This is a genomic window from Verrucomicrobiia bacterium (assembly GCA_036268055.1).
Lineage (GTDB): Bacteria > Verrucomicrobiota > Verrucomicrobiia > Limisphaerales > Pedosphaeraceae > DATAUW01.
Genome location: DATAUW010000012.1, coordinates 162,552 through 177,812 on the forward strand (window position 1 = coordinate 162,552; position 15,261 = coordinate 177,812).

General features: G+C 53.8%; 19 protein-coding genes and 1 tRNA gene. All 20 read left to right on the forward strand.

Annotation, left to right across the window (positions count from 1 at the left end; all coding sequences use genetic code 11):
• Positions 1-3: 3 nt before the first annotated feature.
• The 20 genes from VH413_06295 (at position 4) to VH413_06390 (ending at position 15,239) form a co-directional block, all read left to right on the forward strand.
• A complete protein-coding gene (locus VH413_06295; protein HEX3798296.1) occupies positions 4-654 on the forward strand; it encodes a response regulator transcription factor in 651 nt (216 codons plus the stop codon).
• 214 nt (positions 655-868) lie between these two features.
• Positions 869-4,081 (forward strand): hypothetical protein, encoded by a 3,213-nt coding sequence (locus tag VH413_06300; protein ID HEX3798297.1) that lies wholly within the window; start codon positions 869-871, stop codon positions 4,079-4,081.
• 80 nt (positions 4,082-4,161) lie between these two features.
• Positions 4,162-5,007 (forward strand): type II secretion system protein, encoded by an 846-nt coding sequence (locus VH413_06305; protein ID HEX3798298.1) that lies wholly within the window; start codon positions 4,162-4,164, stop codon positions 5,005-5,007.
• Between the two features lie 38 nt (positions 5,008-5,045).
• Positions 5,046-5,921 (forward strand): type II secretion system protein, encoded by an 876-nt coding sequence (locus VH413_06310; protein HEX3798299.1) that lies wholly within the window; start codon positions 5,046-5,048, stop codon positions 5,919-5,921.
• 75 nt (positions 5,922-5,996) lie between these two features.
• Entirely contained in the window at positions 5,997-6,314 is a 318-nt protein-coding gene (locus VH413_06315) for a hypothetical protein (protein HEX3798300.1), read from the forward strand.
• Positions 6,197-6,685, forward strand: coding sequence for an RDD family protein (locus VH413_06320; protein HEX3798301.1), 489 nt, complete (start codon positions 6,197-6,199; stop codon positions 6,683-6,685). Before VH413_06315 ends, VH413_06320 begins: the two co-directional genes overlap by 118 nt.
• Before the next feature lie 169 nt (positions 6,686-6,854).
• The gene (locus tag VH413_06325; GenBank protein ID HEX3798302.1) at positions 6,855-7,460 is read left to right on the forward strand and encodes a carbohydrate binding domain-containing protein; all 606 of its coding nucleotides are present in this window, start codon (positions 6,855-6,857) and stop codon (positions 7,458-7,460) included.
• A 43-nt stretch (positions 7,461-7,503) separates the two neighbouring features.
• Positions 7,504-7,986, forward strand: a complete 483-nt coding sequence (locus VH413_06330) for a hypothetical protein (protein ID HEX3798303.1) — start codon at positions 7,504-7,506, stop codon at positions 7,984-7,986.
• Positions 7,987-8,004: 18 nt separating this feature from the next.
• On the forward strand, positions 8,005-8,427 hold the full coding sequence (locus tag VH413_06335; GenBank protein ID HEX3798304.1) for a hypothetical protein: 423 nt from the start codon (positions 8,005-8,007) through the stop codon (positions 8,425-8,427).
• On the forward strand, positions 8,424-9,755 hold the full coding sequence (locus VH413_06340) for a hypothetical protein (protein HEX3798305.1): 1,332 nt from the start codon (positions 8,424-8,426) through the stop codon (positions 9,753-9,755). Before VH413_06335 ends, VH413_06340 begins: the two co-directional genes overlap by 4 nt.
• Before the next feature lie 44 nt (positions 9,756-9,799).
• The gene (locus VH413_06345; protein ID HEX3798306.1) at positions 9,800-10,069 is read left to right on the forward strand and encodes a hypothetical protein; all 270 of its coding nucleotides are present in this window, start codon (positions 9,800-9,802) and stop codon (positions 10,067-10,069) included.
• Between the two features lie 93 nt (positions 10,070-10,162).
• Entirely contained in the window at positions 10,163-10,540 is a 378-nt protein-coding gene (locus VH413_06350) for a hypothetical protein (protein ID HEX3798307.1), read from the forward strand.
• A 194-nt stretch (positions 10,541-10,734) separates the two neighbouring features.
• Complete coding sequence (locus tag VH413_06355; protein HEX3798308.1) at positions 10,735-11,223, forward strand: SMI1/KNR4 family protein; 489 nt, start codon at positions 10,735-10,737, stop codon at positions 11,221-11,223.
• Positions 11,220-11,360: a hypothetical protein gene (locus VH413_06360; protein ID HEX3798309.1), complete on the forward strand. Its 141-nt coding sequence runs from the start codon at positions 11,220-11,222 to the stop codon at positions 11,358-11,360. Before VH413_06355 ends, VH413_06360 begins: the two co-directional genes overlap by 4 nt.
• 15 nt (positions 11,361-11,375) lie before the next feature.
• Positions 11,376-11,684: a hypothetical protein gene (locus tag VH413_06365; GenBank protein ID HEX3798310.1), complete on the forward strand. Its 309-nt coding sequence runs from the start codon at positions 11,376-11,378 to the stop codon at positions 11,682-11,684.
• Between the two features lie 227 nt (positions 11,685-11,911).
• Positions 11,912-12,625, forward strand: a complete 714-nt coding sequence (locus VH413_06370; GenBank protein ID HEX3798311.1) for a hypothetical protein — start codon at positions 11,912-11,914, stop codon at positions 12,623-12,625.
• Positions 12,626-13,865: 1,240 nt separating this feature from the next.
• On the forward strand, positions 13,866-14,093 hold the full coding sequence (locus tag VH413_06375) for an AbrB family transcriptional regulator (protein HEX3798312.1): 228 nt from the start codon (positions 13,866-13,868) through the stop codon (positions 14,091-14,093).
• Positions 14,090-14,494 carry a type II toxin-antitoxin system death-on-curing family toxin gene (locus VH413_06380; GenBank protein ID HEX3798313.1) on the forward strand — a complete coding sequence of 135 codons (405 nt, stop codon included), beginning with the start codon at positions 14,090-14,092 and terminating at the stop codon, positions 14,492-14,494. The genes VH413_06375 and VH413_06380 overlap by 4 nt, the downstream gene beginning before the upstream one ends.
• A gap of 89 nt (positions 14,495-14,583) precedes the next feature.
• Positions 14,584-14,658 (forward strand) — tRNA-Thr (locus tag VH413_06385).
• A 77-nt stretch (positions 14,659-14,735) separates the two neighbouring features.
• Entirely contained in the window at positions 14,736-15,239 is a 504-nt protein-coding gene (locus tag VH413_06390; GenBank protein HEX3798314.1) for a hypothetical protein, read from the forward strand.
• The last annotated feature ends 22 nt before the right edge of the window (positions 15,240-15,261 follow it).

Sequence of the window (15,261 nt, forward strand, 5' to 3'; positions counted from 1 at the left end):
TTTGTGAGCATAGGCGTTTCGATTATTGAAGATGACGAGCCCACGCGGGAAATCCTGATGGGCTGGATCAAGCGTTCGCGGGATTTTCATCTCGTGAGCAACCACGGCAGCGCCGAGCGCGCGTTGCTGCGGCTGCCCGCGGAGAAGCCGGAAGTCGTGCTGATGGACATCAACCTGCCGCGCATGAGCGGCATCGAATGTGTGCGGCAGTTGAAAACGCTCATGCCCGACACGCAATTTCTCATGCTCACCGTTTATGAGGACTCCGACCATTTGTTCAACGCGCTCGCCGGCGGCGCGAGCGGTTATCTGCTCAAGCGCACCTTGCGCGAGGAATTGATCGAGGCGCTCAAGGATGTCCACTCCGGCGGTTCGCCGATGAGCAGCAACATCGCGCGCAAATTGGTGCAATCCTTTCGCCGCACTCCCGAGCAGGTGGACGGGGTGGAAGACTTGACGCCGCGCGAGCGCGAAGTATTGCGGCTGCTGGCGGCGGGAGATTTGTACAAGGAAATCGCCGACCATTTGCGCATCAGCATCACGACGGTGAATGCGCACGTGCGGCGCATCTACGAAAAATTGCACGTCCGTTCGCGCGCGCAGGCATTGGCAAAATTTCCCCACCTCGCCATGCCGGAAGCGCCGCGGGAGTAGTTAAAATTCACTAGACAAGGGCTAGTTAATTTTAACGACCTGCTTTTTCTTCACTTCAAAAACTTCACGGCTAACATGGCAGGATGAAAGCCATCGCCCCGTCTTGCACGACCACGTTCCTGCGCGGATTTATGCCCGCGTTTGGAAACCCGCAAATGGCTTGTGTAATTTGATCGTTTACCGTCAACCAACAGAAGACCCTCAACCACCTACTATGAAAAAACTACTCCTCACGATGATTGGCCTCGGTGCCCTCGCGGCTCCACTGGCTCAAGCTCAGTTGCTGAACTCCTGGGAGAATTCCCAGGAAGGCTGGGTGATAGACGAAGGCAACTGGACCAGCCAGGGATTCAGCACGACTAATGGAGTAACTCTCGGCACTTATAGCTGGGTGTTGGCGGCGGCGAGCGGCCCGGATTACGGCGCAGCTTTCACGGGGCCATCTTCGACGACGCTCACTTATCAACTCGCGCATGGCGCATCGGTCAGTGTGGACGTGCTCGCGGATGCTGGCCCGGCTTTCGGTTTTTTCATGCAGTGGGATCTCGCCATCAATCAACCGGGGTCGCTGGGCGCGGGTTTTCAATCGCTGGATGGTTTTACCTATTCGCAGAGTCCGAATTTGGGCAGCGAATCCACTTTGACCTGGACCATTCCTCCGGCCATTCGCCAGGCGTTGCTGGATAATCCCTCGCTGGCGACTTCGCTGACGTTTCAGGTCGGCGGCGGCGGGGGCGGGACGATCCGCATGGATAATCTGCGAGTCACGCCGCTGGCATCGCCACCCGCGCCGGTGGCGGCAAACTTGAACGTGCGCGAAACGTGGGATGACTATAACAAGATCGGCGACCTCTATCCCGCGAAGCAGACCGTGACGAACAACGTGTCTTCCCTCGGTTTCGTGGCGACCGCGCCGTGGCTTACGAATCCGCTGGAAAGCGGCCTTAACGGCACGCCGACGAACACGACGATCATGAGCATCCGCAGCTTTTTTGCCGAGCCGTTGCTGATGGGTTTGCCGGCGAATCTGGACGGCACGACGGTGGCGCTGGTGGAGGACAACAGCGGCGGGCCCGGCGGCTTGACGACGTTGTGGTCGAGTGGCGACTGGATGGTGCGCCCGCTCGCGCAGACCAACGCGATTGATTTCAACGCTGAAGGCGAATACTGGTTTTCGATGACGGTGGGGCAACTGTTCGACGCGCAATTTTCCGGTGACATCTCGGCCTCGGGCGCGGGCGGCATCGGTTTCTCGGACGGCGCGAATCCAAATGCGGGCTTCGTTGCCATCGGCATCACAGGCACGAACCTGTTCCTCGGGCCGCCGGATGACGCAGACCCTTTCGGCACCATCAACGCCAGCAAGTCCGTTTATATTTCGCAGGGAACTTTGGGCCAGGCGGGCAATACAAATTCGCTCATCTATAATCCGATCAACGATCCGGCTTACGGGCCGACTTTCGTCGCGTCGAATCCGCAGTCGCTCACGAACTTCACCGGCGGACCTTATTTCGTCAACGCGTTCGGCACGAACCGCCAGGGCATGGCGCAGGGCGAAGGCATCGTCGTGCTGGGCCATTTAGTAACTCACTCGAATGGCAACGCCACCATAGACGCGAAGTTCTATAACGCCGGAAATGGCGATCAGTTGGACTTGACGCCCACGGGCATCACGTGGGATTGCAGTTATTCGTTCCATTACACGAACACGATGGCGAACATGCTGGTGTTTGAGAACGGCGAGTTTCCGTTTTATATCTATGCGTTCCGCGCGGGCACGACCCTCGCGAGTGTGGTGGGCATGGATGCGGGTTATGTCACCGTCGCGCCGCTGGCGAATACCTTCACCGGTTTTCCCATCAACATGACCAACACCGCCGCCGTGGCCACGCCGCTGTCGAACAACCAGCTCTTGAACATCCAGAACTACGGCACGATCAATTATCAGTGGTATCAAAATGGCATCGCGATCCCGGACGCGACGGCCCGCGCATTGAACATCGCCTCCGCCGCGACCAACGATCCAGCCATGCCGGCGGGCACGGATGCGGGTATTTATACCTCGGTGGCCACGGATGCTTCGGGCACGTGGGGTTCTGTTACTACTGCGCCGGTCACGATCACCGTCACGCAGTTGCAACCGCCGCACCTCGTCGGATTCAATCTGATCCATGATGGCTCGACGATTCAACTGACCTATGACGAGCCGAATCTTACCGGCGCGGACCAGGCGACGAATTACACCCTTAACGACGGCGTGGTGGTGACGAATGTCATCATGGTAGCGATCAATGGCGGCACGGAAACGGCGGCGCAATTACAGACTACATTGCAACCGCAATCGGCCCTGCTGACATTGACCATCAATAACATCATCAATCAGACCGGCGGCAAAATCGCGACGAATACGAAGACGAATTTTTGGAGCGATAGTCTCAATCCCGGAATCGCGGTGATGGATATTTGGAGCGCGCCCTCGAGCTTCGACCAGAACTCCTATTACAATGTGTTCCTGGTCGCGACGCCGCATCCTTATATTGAAACCAACGTCATCTTCACACGTTGGGACCAGGGTCCGCCGCAGAACCTGAACCTGCTGCTCTATGGCGTCGGCAACAATCAGTTTGGCGGACGCCAATACGGCTGGTTCACGCCGGCGGTGACCACGAATTATGTGTTCTTCTGCTGCGCGGACGATGGCTGCCGTCTCTCGCTCAGCACGGATGAAGATCCGGCGAACTTGAAAGTCATCGCCGCGGAAAGCCAATGGTCGAACGGAGATTCGTGGACGAATTTTTCCATCGTATCCCCGGCTGGCGACCATCGCGGTGATGGCACGGCGACTGGCGTGATCAACGCGAATGTCGGTTTTGATAATTCAGCCGCCGAAGCTTCGCCCGCGACGGCCGATCTGCAAAATCGTTCGGACCAATTCCTCGTGGCATATAACGACAGCCTGGATGGCGTGGGCAACTGGCCCGCGGCGATCTCGCAAGTGACGTCGGTCGTGGCGGCGGATGCCATGAACTTCTGGCCCACGGTGGATGCGAACGGCCAAGCGTTGATTCATCTTGTGGCGGGCCATCGTTACTTCATGCAGGCGGAGTATCAACAGGGTTTCGGCGGCACGGACCTCGGCGTGACTTATAAGTTCGCCGGTGATCTTGACCCGGCTTCGCCTTCGGTGACGGTGATGAATGCGGCGAGCAATCCGACAGTTTATGGCACGATCTCTTCGCTGGGGCCGTTCACGCCTTCGGTGTCCATCGGCCAGAACGCGGTGATCACCTATACCGGCATCCTGCAAAGCTCGACGAATGTCGCGGGACCTTACAGTGATATTGCGAACGCGACGTCCACGAATGGCCCGGCGACCTTCACTCCGTCCGCCAGTTCGGGAGCGAAGTTCTTCCGCTCACATCGTTAATGAGTATCATCGGCGCCGGGGGGGAATTCCCCGGGCGCCAGCGGCGGTTGCGGGTTGTTAAGTTGAAAGCCGAGAAAATTATGCGTTACCACAAATCACAGCGCGCGGTGCCGGGTTCAGCCGCCCGCGCGGGCTTTACGCTGATTGAGTTGCTCGTGGTCATTGCCATCATCGCGATTCTGGCGGGGTTGTTGCTGCCGGCATTGACGGCCGCGAAGGCGAAGGGGAAAGCCATCGGCTGCATGAACAATCAAAAACAAATCGTGCTCGCCTACATCATGTATTCCGGCGACAACGCCGATTTTATCGTGCAGACGGGCGGTTCTTCTGTCCTCGCGCCCAACCCTTACGCCGCCGGTTATCAACCCAGCGAAACTGATGCGAACTGGGTGCTCGGCAGTGTGTCCAGTGGCATCACCTCGACGAATCAGGATTGGATCCGCCACGGTTTGCTTTATCCGTATCTCAAGAACATCAATGTCTATAAATGTCCGGCTGACTCGCGCACCGCGAATTATCCTTCTCCGCTGGGCGCGCCTACCATTCGCAGCATGTCCATGAACGCGTGGATGAATCCGATTGCCACCGAATCATTGCTGACGACGACGGTGTTTACCGTTTTCAAAAAACAAGTGGACCTTTCAGTGCCTTCGCAGACGTGGGTGACGATTGACGAATCGCCGGGCACGATCAATGACGGATGGTTTGTCGAAGATCCCGGTTCGCATTCCACGGATTGGGTGGACATCCCCGCGAGCTATCATCTCAAGGGCTGCGATCTCTCGTGGGCGGACGGCCATGCCTCCATCAGAAAATGGACCGACCCGGCCATCCTCAGTTCGCCGCCGCCCGGCAATAATACTCCTGCCACAGCCGGCAACGGCGACCTTGCGTGGCTGCTCGCCAGCACGACGCAGCGCAAATAAATCGGCGGCGGCTTGCGCGCCTCCAAGGATTTTGTTTCATGAAAAATTTTCGCGCGGGCTTTACGCTGATTGAATTGCTCGTGGTCATTGCCATCATTGCGATCCTGGCGGGATTGTTATTGCCCGCGTTGAACCGCGCCAAGTTGAAGGCCACCCAGGCCGCGTGCATTAATAATGAGAAGCAGCTGGCGTACGCGTATTCGCTTTACGCGGATGACAACACCGACTTCATCCTGCCGATGGACAAGGGCGTGGCGAATTCCACGCTCTATCCGGCGGGCGGTTATTGGAGCGGGCCGAACAACGGCCTGGGGCCGAATCCCATTTCGGTCATTCCCAATCCCAGCATGTCCGATGCGCAGGTGCAGGCTTATGTGGGCGATGGTTTCGCGTCCGCGCCGCTTGGCAAATATATTCCGGGCGTGGGTGTGTATCATTGTCCCGGCGATCTGCGCGCGAAGATCATCAAGATCGGCGGACCCGGCTGGGCTTACGATAGCTATTCCAAAACGCAAAATGCCGGCGGCGAATCCTACGACAACTTTTGGGGCGCGGGCGCGGTCTATACGAAGCTCATCACCATGGCCGATGCTTCGTCCACTTTCATTTTCATGGAGGACTCGGATTCCGCCACGACGCCGTATAATAACGGCACATGGGTGCAGACGTGGTCACTGCCCGCGAAACGATTCACGTGGACGGATCCGCCGGTGATGTATCATGGCAATGTCAGCACGTGCGCCTTCGCGGACAGCCATGCTGAATCCCACAAGTGGAACGATCCCGCGCTCATCGCGGCCGGGCAGAGTGAAGCGCATGGCATCCACGCGGCGTATCCCGCGGCGGCGATCACGGGGCCGGATTATCAATACGTTTACGATCACTATCGGCATCCGAATTGGCAGGCGAATTGAAGGGGTGATTTACAGTGCTTATGTGGAGTAAAGCGTCATAAAGACAATTCCGCCAATATTCCCGTATTGGTATAAATGACTCGGTTTCGCCAGCTGGAATCATCTTGTTTTCGGACGTTTAACATTTTAAAAGAAGGCTGTGAATATATTGAATCGTTGGGTGGATTTATGACGGTTGAGCCGACTGACCCATTGCGGTATGCCGGATTCTGGCCACGCCTTGGCGCAATATTGCTGGATATGGTATTTATGCTGCTTCCCGCTGCCATAGCGGTATGGGGCTGGAGACATTATCGTTTATTTGGCCTATATTATTTAATTCTCGGCATATTGTTCGGCCTGTTTTATGGCGTCTATCTGGTGAAGCGCTTGGCGGCACCCCCGGCAAATTAATAGTGGGAATTCGGATTAGGAAAGTTAGTGGAGAACCGGTCGGCTATCGTGAGGCGTTTTTGAGATACCTTCCGGATTGTATTTTTGGGATCTTAATGTCGGTGGCCTTGTTGATATCGGCGTTACACATGTCCGACGCGGAATACGATGCGATCCCGGCCAAGCTTCGTTTGCAGCAAATCCTTGAGCGCGCACCATCCTGGCACAAACCAGAACAGGTTGTGGAGAATATTTGGGTATGGAGTGAGCTGGTTGTCCTGCTCACGAATCGGAAGCGGAGGGCATTGCACGATTTCATCGCGGGCACGGTGGTGATCAAGGTTGCCGCAAAAGAACCGCCGATGATCTCAGCCACGATTCCGGCTGGTTGATCGCTGGTGAGAATCGCTGTTATTGGATTAATTTTTGGTCATATAATTCTCGCGAACCACGAAGACTTCAGGCTGACTTTGTTTCTTTTCGACGGCCAAAAGTTTTCCTAAATCTTCTTTGTCAATCTGCCGATGAGTTGTCGTGGGTATTTACCAATCCAGACAACTAATGATGAATCAAAATACTTTCGCGGCGAAATTTAATTTCTTTACCGGCATTTTTAAATCTAACCGTACAGTGCGGCTCGTGGCGGTGGCGCTGATCGGGTTTGCGGGTTCGGCTCGGGCGGATGATAATTTGCTTACGAATCCTGGATTTGAGACTGGCAGTTTCAGTGGCTGGAATGTGGTGGGGCCGTTCCTCGGAATTCAAGGCGGCCATAATAGCACGTATTCCGCCTACTGTGGCGCGGGTCCCGGTGATAATGGCACGACGGGGGATTTATTTTCTCAAACTATTCCGACGACGGTCGGATTGAATTATGATGTTTCGTTGTGGGTGGTCGGCACGAGCGGCGGGAATGGGAATAATTATATCCTCTGGGACGGCGCGCGGGTGCTTGACGAGGTCAATCAGAATTTCGGCGATTGGACGCAAATCGAGGTGAGGGTGGAAGCCACTTCTTCCAGTTCGACGGTGGGTTTCGGATTTGTCTCGAATAATTCCTATAACTTCGACGACGCTTCCGTGGCGCTGGCCACTCCGGAACCTTCGACGTTGGCGATCGGCGGCCTGCCGGTGGCGGGTTTGGCTTTTTGGCGTCGGAAGAAGTAACTCCATCCTTGTCCCGTAGCGGGCGATTTGCAATCGTGCCCGCATGACCATCAGCAATATTGTCGTCGTCATTACGCGGATTTATGGTTTGCAGTGGTGTATAAGCGGTGCCGTCGGTTTGATCGAAATTTTTTCCGTAATACACGGCTCCAAATCTTTTAGCGGTCTGCTTCCATCAATGCTCATTGGCTTGTGGGGCGTCGTAGCGTGGCTGCTCGCGCCGGTTCTCGCTCGGTTTATCACTCGCGGTTATGATGGACCGGTTTCAATCAACGGCTTGACTCTGGCCGATCTCTACACGTTCGCGTTTATATTTCTGGGTCTGTATTTCATGCTGGGTAATCTGGCCAATTTATTGACCTACCTATATTACGCTCTCAGAGTAATCATTTCCAGAGACTACGATTCCGTAATAAACAGTTCGCTCTACTCTCTTTCGCAACCGCTGATCACGTTTGCCGCCGGTGCGGCGTGTCTCTTTAATGGCCGGCGCTGGGCGGGCAGGCTTTCGGCACGAGACATGTAAATCTGATTCACTTTTACTATGAATATGCGCTCGAATTTTGTCACTCTTTTGAAGGAGGATCGGCACTGGCACGTCCTGAACATTAATTCGGCCTCGATGGGTTATCTTAATCTTCGCCTTCACCTCGTCATCTTTCACGCGATGAAGATGCCTTATCCAAAAAGCGTCATTCTGCACTGTATCAATGCCGTCGAGTATTCCATCAAACCTAAGGATCCGGCGACGATGGAGGGCGGTCCGCCGATCCAATATCATGAGCAACATTTGCTACTCGATCAACCCGGCCTTCAATGCGAGCCGGGCGGCGATGGCGAAGTCTTTAATCCGCCATTAAAACTCAGTCTTCTCATTCTCGACCAAAGCCACATCATCGCTGAAAAATTTGAGATCGAAATGCCGCCGCCCAAATCGGCTGTGACTCAACCCGCGGTGGCCCAATGAAAAAACTGCTCGCGGCGATACTGGTTGTGGTGGTGATTGCACTGGTGTGCTGGCTGGCGCTGGCGGATAGAAAATCGCCGCCGCTTGCTTCGTTCGTCAGGTTGCCGGATGGGTCGCTGGTGCGCATTGTGGCTGTGACTTATGGAACGAATCATGTCATTGGGAGTCCGGTGGCGCGGGTGGCGAGCCGGTTGCCGCTGTTTTTGCGGGATATTTTGAGCGAGATGTTCGGCGCGCGGGTTCAGCTTGTGGGAAGCACGGCGACGGCCACGCCGCAGTTGCTGGTGTGGCTTGATCAACGGACGAATGGCCCTTCGCTGCCTCCGCTCAATGGGTATTGCGAAGCGGTGCTGGGCGATGGGAATGATTTCAGTTCTGGCGGGCAAATGGGACTTAATTCCATGCCGATGTCGCAGGTTTACCCGCTTTATTTTGACGCGTTTCCCCGGCGTGACCGGCAGATGACGTTGAATATTTTTTATCATGATGCCAAGGGAATCGCTCATCTGACCAACCGGCTTTTTTTCAACAATCCGTTGTCTCAGACTTATCCCCAATGGCAGGCCGAGCCTTTGCCAGCGACTCATCGCGCGGGGGATGTGGAGGTGACGTTGCTGGGTATGGAGACGGGTCACGATGGCAGTGTGAGTTTCATAGATGGCGGGGCGCTCTATGGCACCAATCGGTCGGATGGAAGAAACAGCACGGCGGTGAATTTGAAATTGCGCTCGCTCTCCAACTCCAATGAAATCTGGCAGGTGGCGGGCGTAGAGATTTCCGACGCCACGGGCAATCATATCAATAGTTCGAGCATGACCTGGAGCGGGCAAAGCGCATCGTTCGCCTTTTCGCCGAGCCTTTGGCCAAGTGAGGCCGCGTGGAAAATAAAGTTCGAAGTGAAAAAAAGCGGAGGTTTTAGCCCGGAAGAAATGTTCGTTTTCAAAAACGTGCCACTGGGTGAATTGGACCGCACCAATGTGCTTGAGTGGACGACCAATGCCGCGGGCATCTCGGCGACGCTTGAGAGCATCAGCCGGCGCGCGCCGATCAAGAATGGAGCGTGGTCCAGTTCGCAAGTATCCACTGTCAGTTTCCATTTCGGCGGACTGTCGCCGGGGACGCAGTTGGACTTGCTGCAAATGGTTTGTGACAGCGGGAAAACCAACCATAGCGAATCGTGGAGTTCCAGCGGCAGCGAGCGCAGCTATTCGTTTCGGGAAATTCCGCTGAAGGCGAAGACGGCGGATTTTACTTTTGCAGTGCAGCGGAGCCGGACGGTGGAATTTATTGCGAAGCCGGAATTGCCGAAGGCGCAAGTGAAGAAGTAGATTGGGCGCGTTGTATAAGTATAGATTAGTTCAGACTATATTTTATGAGTTCAAGCACCAAGCGAGCATTGATAGCGGCAGTGGTGATGAGCATGGTTGCTGGTCTGCTCACGACGCCGGACGTTATTACTGTGGTTGCGATGGCGGTGGTTTCGTCCGTGATGATTTTTGGTGTTTTGCTGGTTGGTTTGAGGTTTTTGCCAGTGGCAAGTTGGCCGGTTGCCAAGCAGCGCACTTTTATTTGGCTGGTCGCGGTGGGGATTGGCGCCGGGGTGACGTTTCTGCCTTGGATGATTCATTCATCGAGCAGATGACGACCCGATCTAATAGAACTTTGCGAAGTTGAAAACGCCTTATTATCAGTCTATTTTTGGGGATGCGTTATCACGGAAGCGCTGCGTAAAATAATGAAAATAATGGAAAAGCTTTTGGCGGGTAAAAGAAACCTGAGCTTTTTTAATTTGTTATTGGTGGCGCTGTTTTCAGCGTGTTTGTGCGGCTGCGGGCGGCAGCATTTGGGCTCGCAATATTATAAGCAGTGGACAGTTCAAGTGGTGGATAGCACGACTAAGGAACCGGTTGCTGGAGCCAAGCTAAACCCGCTTTGCATGGGCGGAACTCCGTTTGAAACGAATACGTATGAAACTGATTCCAAAGGAATAGCGAGTATCTGGTCGAATCCCGCTATGGTCGCTCTCAGAATTCAAAAAGAAGGTTATCAGACTAACTTTCCTTGCATCACCATCAGCAATTACGTCGTGAGCCTAAATCGGTTATCCAAATAAATTTGCAGGCTGTTTATGGGAGTCAATTATTATCGCGCGGTCGCAATGTTTTCGCGTATGGGGACGGAGACTCACAAGTGAAGCATCGTTTATGTCCCGGCTCCGGGCGCGAAAGTCTCAATGTCTTGGGGGAGAATCGCCTTGTTTTCTTAGTGCGCGCACGTTCACAGTATAATAATTATTCAATGTAAACAATGTTGCGTGAGGAAATTCATAGTAGTTTTGCTAAGCGATTTTCTGCCCCACGCACCACACCTTTGGTGGCAGTCAACGCCGGGGATTTGCGTCGGGTTGAAGACGAACTCAAGGTTACATTTCCCGCGTCTTACATTTGCTTCCTCACGCAGCAAGGGCCGGCCTTCACACCCGGGATTCTTGAGTTGGTGACGGGCGGCCAGCCGGAGCACCGGCCAGAGGGAGCGGGTTTCGATGTTCAGGAGTTCTTCGAGCCCGATGAAATCATCGAGACGCATCGGCTCTACTCAAGCGGTGGAATGGAGGACTGGTTGGTTCCGATTGCTATGGACAGTATGGGCAACGTGTTCGGCTTCAAGCGGGAGGAGCATCACCCGCGTCCCGACGACAGCGCACTATTCTTTTTCGATCACGAATTCTGCGAGGTCCATCTGCAGAAGGATTCTTTCGACGCTTGGTTAGAATCATTCCTGCAGCTTGGAAAATGAAAATGCTGAACGAGCTAAAACCGGCGATGGCGGCTTGGTTTCTGCTGTACGATAGCGGCGCGGCATTGCTCCGGTCAAAATGCGACTTTAAGCGCCTGCGCCTGGCTGTGGTCGTCCGGCAAGTGCTGAAGGTGTAGATTACGTTATCTGGTATGGATATTGATTCTGATAATCCGCTTGCGATGGAAATCCGGCAGGAGATGGCGGAGGTCTATTTCGCCGCGTGCAAAAAGATGGTTGATTCTTTTGAGGCGCTGAAGGCCTTTGATCGTGCGGTTGTTTCGTCAATTCTGGACAGAGAGCAAATCACGCGCAGGGCTGGACTGCTCGAAGAGGCGTGTGAACGGGTTTTCTTCGTCGTGATCCAACGTGAGGCGATGTCGTTCTCGTGTTTCGAGGAGTTTTTCAAAGATTACGAAATTCCGAACGAGGTGAGAATACGGTTGGGGCCGAGGCGGTAGAGGTAGCTTCAAATCGTTTACCACGGATTAATTGTTCGTGGCTCGATAATTATGGGTATTCTTTCACGCCTGGGGACGGAGACTCACAAGTGAAATATCGTTTATGTCCTGGCTCCGGGCGCGAAATTCTCAATGCCTTTAGTCATGCTTTAACCGCTACCCTGATTTGGTCTGGGCAATTGGTTGACTCTGGATAGTACAGGCATATGCTGGCCCACGGATTTTTCATGTTGCGCACAAGGTTTTATCTTATTTGCGCCATTGCATGGCTTTGCCGCACGGTGGGCGCGATGGCTTCTCCTTTGGCTCCGTGTCCGTTGCCTTTGGAAAAGGGGATGCAATGGACGTACGAAGGCAAGGTAGAATGGACGGAGGCGAATTCAACAGTTGTTCTTACCACAAACGTGCATTGGGTCATGGAAGTCGTTGATGTAATGGAACAGGGTGAAGTCCGGGCGTCTGTTGTTCGTGGGATGCCCGAAGAACTCGCTTGGTATGAGCCGAAGCAGCAACCGGGATTCAATGTACTACTCGCCATTAGCAATCGCGTTTACCGTATTCTGGTCAACAGCGAAAAGGAAGGAGAGAGCGTCGGTCGCACGCTCACGAAGGATTATTCCAAGATGCCTCCAACAGCAGAGGAATGGCTAGCCCTGCCTCTCGCAAAAGGCCAACATTGGGGACGGGACACCGAGCGCGACGACAATAAATATTGTTGGTATGTTGAAGACGGGAGCGTAAAAAATCCGAAAGTCGAGGGTTTTCAGGCCGATAGCCGCGTAACATCTTGGACTCTTGCCTACCGCACTAACCCGGATTATCAAATCATGGAAATCGTGGATGGACTTGGCGTTACGCGTTATTCGTACGTCCATCACGGAACTGTTGCCTCGGCAGATGTGCGATTGGTCTCATTCAAAAGACCAAACACGACCAAGTAGAAAATGTGTATTAACACGTCTTCGCTTTTATAGATTCAGAACGCAACTTTAAGCGCCTGTGCATGGCTGTGTTCGTCTCGTAAGTGTCCATAGGTTTTCATGCAGAGTGCGCCGCCGTCCTGATGGCCAAGCCAGCGTGAAACCGTTGGAATATCCACACCCTCCAGAGAACGCCAGAAAGCGGAACAAGTTCGCGCAGTCGTGGGCCTGTCCTGCGCCGGATGTTTCGATGTGCTCGGCCATCGCCCGGAACTGGTCCTGAGCGGGAGGGTTCAACCGCTTCGATTTAACTCCTAGCCGGCTGACGGCGGTGGCGGGGTTATTCGGGCGCGAATAATATAAACGAGCGACATGCCAATGTAGCTCAGTGGTAGAGCAACGGTTTCGTATCTCAGAACGGAGTTTTTCACTCAATTTCCTTCAACCGCACTTGATTGAATTTGATTTGATGAATAAAGGGCGAAATAGCGTTTTAAAAACTTCGCGAGTGCATTCGATTGAACTCAAATACCCGCAAAAAATCGGCTACGGGATACAAAAGAGGGATACAAATGAGGGATACAATGGTCGAAAAGCTGCTTGAACTTGTCGGTGGGAAATCGCTTTGTTTTATCGCTGGATGGAACTTACTCTGCTAGGCAGGTACAGGCGCTATGAAATCCTTCTCCGGACACAACATCTCCAGATTATTGGCCAGTGTTGTGGTGTTCAGCGTAATGCTAATGCTGATGATATTTTTTTGCACGTGGGGCTGGGACGCATTTGTAAATGGTAAAGTTTACTATTGCACTGATGGCGGAACTCTTGACTTCTGGTTTGTTGGAGATTGGGTTCACCATCCCGAATCGGTCGCTCACGTCGTCCCTCGTTCCATGAGTGAGCCGGATGAAATAAAAGCTGGGTGGAGCCTTGCGGGATTGTGGATTCTCTGGGCCGGGTTCATTGCGGTTTCGGTCTGTATCAGCGGCGTAGCTGCCCGGATAATTTGGCTGACCGGCATTGACGTACGTAACGATAAAAGCTCTCCGCTCAAGTCCTCCCAAGTGGACTCAATTCCTCGCTGAGATTTTCTTTCAGGTTTTTTGAAACTTTTCCTGGGCTTCGGAGTCTATTCAAGTGGAGGGGAATGAATTTCCTCCCGTGTGTGAGGTTCTTTGAAAAACTGATTTTGTGGGAGTTGTTTCCAATGATTGGAATGGTTGCCCTTGACATGGGTTTAAGTAAAACTTAGTTTGACAGCGTGACCAAAACGATCACAAAAATCGGAAATTCCCAGGGGTTGATGCTCGATAATCCGCTGATGGATCTGGCGCGCCTCAAAGTGGGCGACCAGGTCACCATCACCGTTCATGAAAGCGGTTCGATTATTTTGACACCTCTGCGCCCGGTGGTGACGCCGGAAAAAGCGGCTTCGACGGCGAAGCGATTGATCAAGAAAAATTCCGAGCTTTTCCGGCGTTTGTCGTGAAGCGCCCACTTGCGCACCTTACAATCGGGGCGGTAAAGGCGATTCACGTGGAAGTGCTGGCGGCGCACGGCGGCTCCGGGGGTTTGCGTGATGAAGCGCTATTGGCGTCGGCGGTGGCGGCGCCACAAGCCACAATGATGGGCGAACCGATATTCACCAAGCCGGTCGAAATCGCAGCGGCATACCTTTTTTATCTTTGTCGTAATCATCCTTTTGTGGATGGCAACAAGAGGACCGCACTGGCAACTTGTCTGGTTTTTTTGAGCGAGAATGAATTGTTGCCGGAAGAGGTGCTTGATATTGAGGCATGGGAAAAATTGACTTTGGAGGTTGCCGCCAGCCGGATTGACAGGGAGCAGACAACAAGACGACTGCGAAAATTACTCAGCCTTGGCAAGTGAGCAAACAAACCGCGCGTTTCTTGCGTGTGTGCCGATAAAATCCGCTTTCAATTTTCCGTTGATGCGCTATATTCGTGGGCCGATTAGTTGCCAATGTAGCTCAGTGGTAGAGCAACGGTTTCGTAAACCGTCGGTCGCCGGTTCAATCCCGGCCATTGGCTCCATGTTTTGGCGGTGGTTCCGAATGTCTGGCTGGTCTCTTGCGCTGCCGCGCGGGTTGAATTGACCGTTCAGGGCTTGTATGGCTTTTGCTTCGTTACGTTTGGGTGGTGACTCGAGGCTAATTCTTCCTTCGCGAAATTTTTCCATTGGGCTTGCGCTGGCTTTGATGTTGATGGTGATGGGGGTTTATTTTCCGGCGGCGAGGTTCGGGTTTATCAATTTTGATGATGATCTTTATGTGACGGCGAATCCGCAGGTTCAGGCGGGGATATCGGTGCGGAATATCGAGTGGGCGTTCACGCATGCGGTGGCTTCGAATTGGCAGCCGGTAACGGTGTTGTCTCATGCGCTGGACTGCCAGCTTTTTGGCGCGAATGCGGGGATGGCGCATGCGGAGAATGTGTTTATTCACGCGCTGAATGCGGCGCTGGTTTTTGTTTTGTTTCTCGAATTGACGGGGGCGGCGTGGCCGAGCTGGTTTATCGCATTGCTGTTTGCGATTCATCCGTTGCGCATCGAATCGGTGGCGTGGATATCGGAACGCAAGGATGTGTTGAGCGGGTTCTGGGGGTTGGTTCGCTGATCTTTTATGTTCGTTATGCGCG

Excerpts from the sequence above, each read along its gene's own strand:
- VH413_06340 (HEX3798305.1), top strand. The coding sequence starts at position 8,424 with ATGAAAAAACTGCTCGCGGCGATACTGGTTGTGGTGGTGATTGCACTG.
- VH413_06315 (HEX3798300.1), top strand. The coding sequence starts at position 5,997 with ATGACTCGGTTTCGCCAGCTGGAATCATCTTGTTTTCGGACGTTTAAC.
- VH413_06330 (HEX3798303.1), top strand. The coding sequence starts at position 7,504 with ATGACCATCAGCAATATTGTCGTCGTCATTACGCGGATTTATGGTTTG.
- VH413_06360 (HEX3798309.1), top strand. The coding sequence starts at position 11,220 with ATGAAAATGCTGAACGAGCTAAAACCGGCGATGGCGGCTTGGTTTCTG.
- VH413_06305 (HEX3798298.1), top strand. The coding sequence starts at position 4,162 with ATGCGTTACCACAAATCACAGCGCGCGGTGCCGGGTTCAGCCGCCCGC.
- VH413_06300 (HEX3798297.1), top strand. The coding sequence starts at position 869 with ATGAAAAAACTACTCCTCACGATGATTGGCCTCGGTGCCCTCGCGGCT.
- VH413_06325 (HEX3798302.1), top strand. The coding sequence starts at position 6,855 with ATGATGAATCAAAATACTTTCGCGGCGAAATTTAATTTCTTTACCGGC.
- VH413_06370 (HEX3798311.1), top strand. The coding sequence starts at position 11,912 with ATGTTGCGCACAAGGTTTTATCTTATTTGCGCCATTGCATGGCTTTGC.
- VH413_06320 (HEX3798301.1), top strand. The coding sequence starts at position 6,197 with ATGGGGCTGGAGACATTATCGTTTATTTGGCCTATATTATTTAATTCT.
- VH413_06355 (HEX3798308.1), top strand. The coding sequence starts at position 10,735 with ATGTTGCGTGAGGAAATTCATAGTAGTTTTGCTAAGCGATTTTCTGCC.
- VH413_06310 (HEX3798299.1), top strand. The coding sequence starts at position 5,046 with ATGAAAAATTTTCGCGCGGGCTTTACGCTGATTGAATTGCTCGTGGTC.
- VH413_06345 (HEX3798306.1), top strand. The coding sequence starts at position 9,800 with ATGAGTTCAAGCACCAAGCGAGCATTGATAGCGGCAGTGGTGATGAGC.
- VH413_06350 (HEX3798307.1), top strand. The coding sequence starts at position 10,163 with ATGAAAATAATGGAAAAGCTTTTGGCGGGTAAAAGAAACCTGAGCTTT.
- VH413_06365 (HEX3798310.1), top strand. The coding sequence starts at position 11,376 with ATGGATATTGATTCTGATAATCCGCTTGCGATGGAAATCCGGCAGGAG.
- VH413_06390 (HEX3798314.1), top strand. The coding sequence starts at position 14,736 with ATGGCTTTTGCTTCGTTACGTTTGGGTGGTGACTCGAGGCTAATTCTT.
- VH413_06335 (HEX3798304.1), top strand. The coding sequence starts at position 8,005 with ATGAATATGCGCTCGAATTTTGTCACTCTTTTGAAGGAGGATCGGCAC.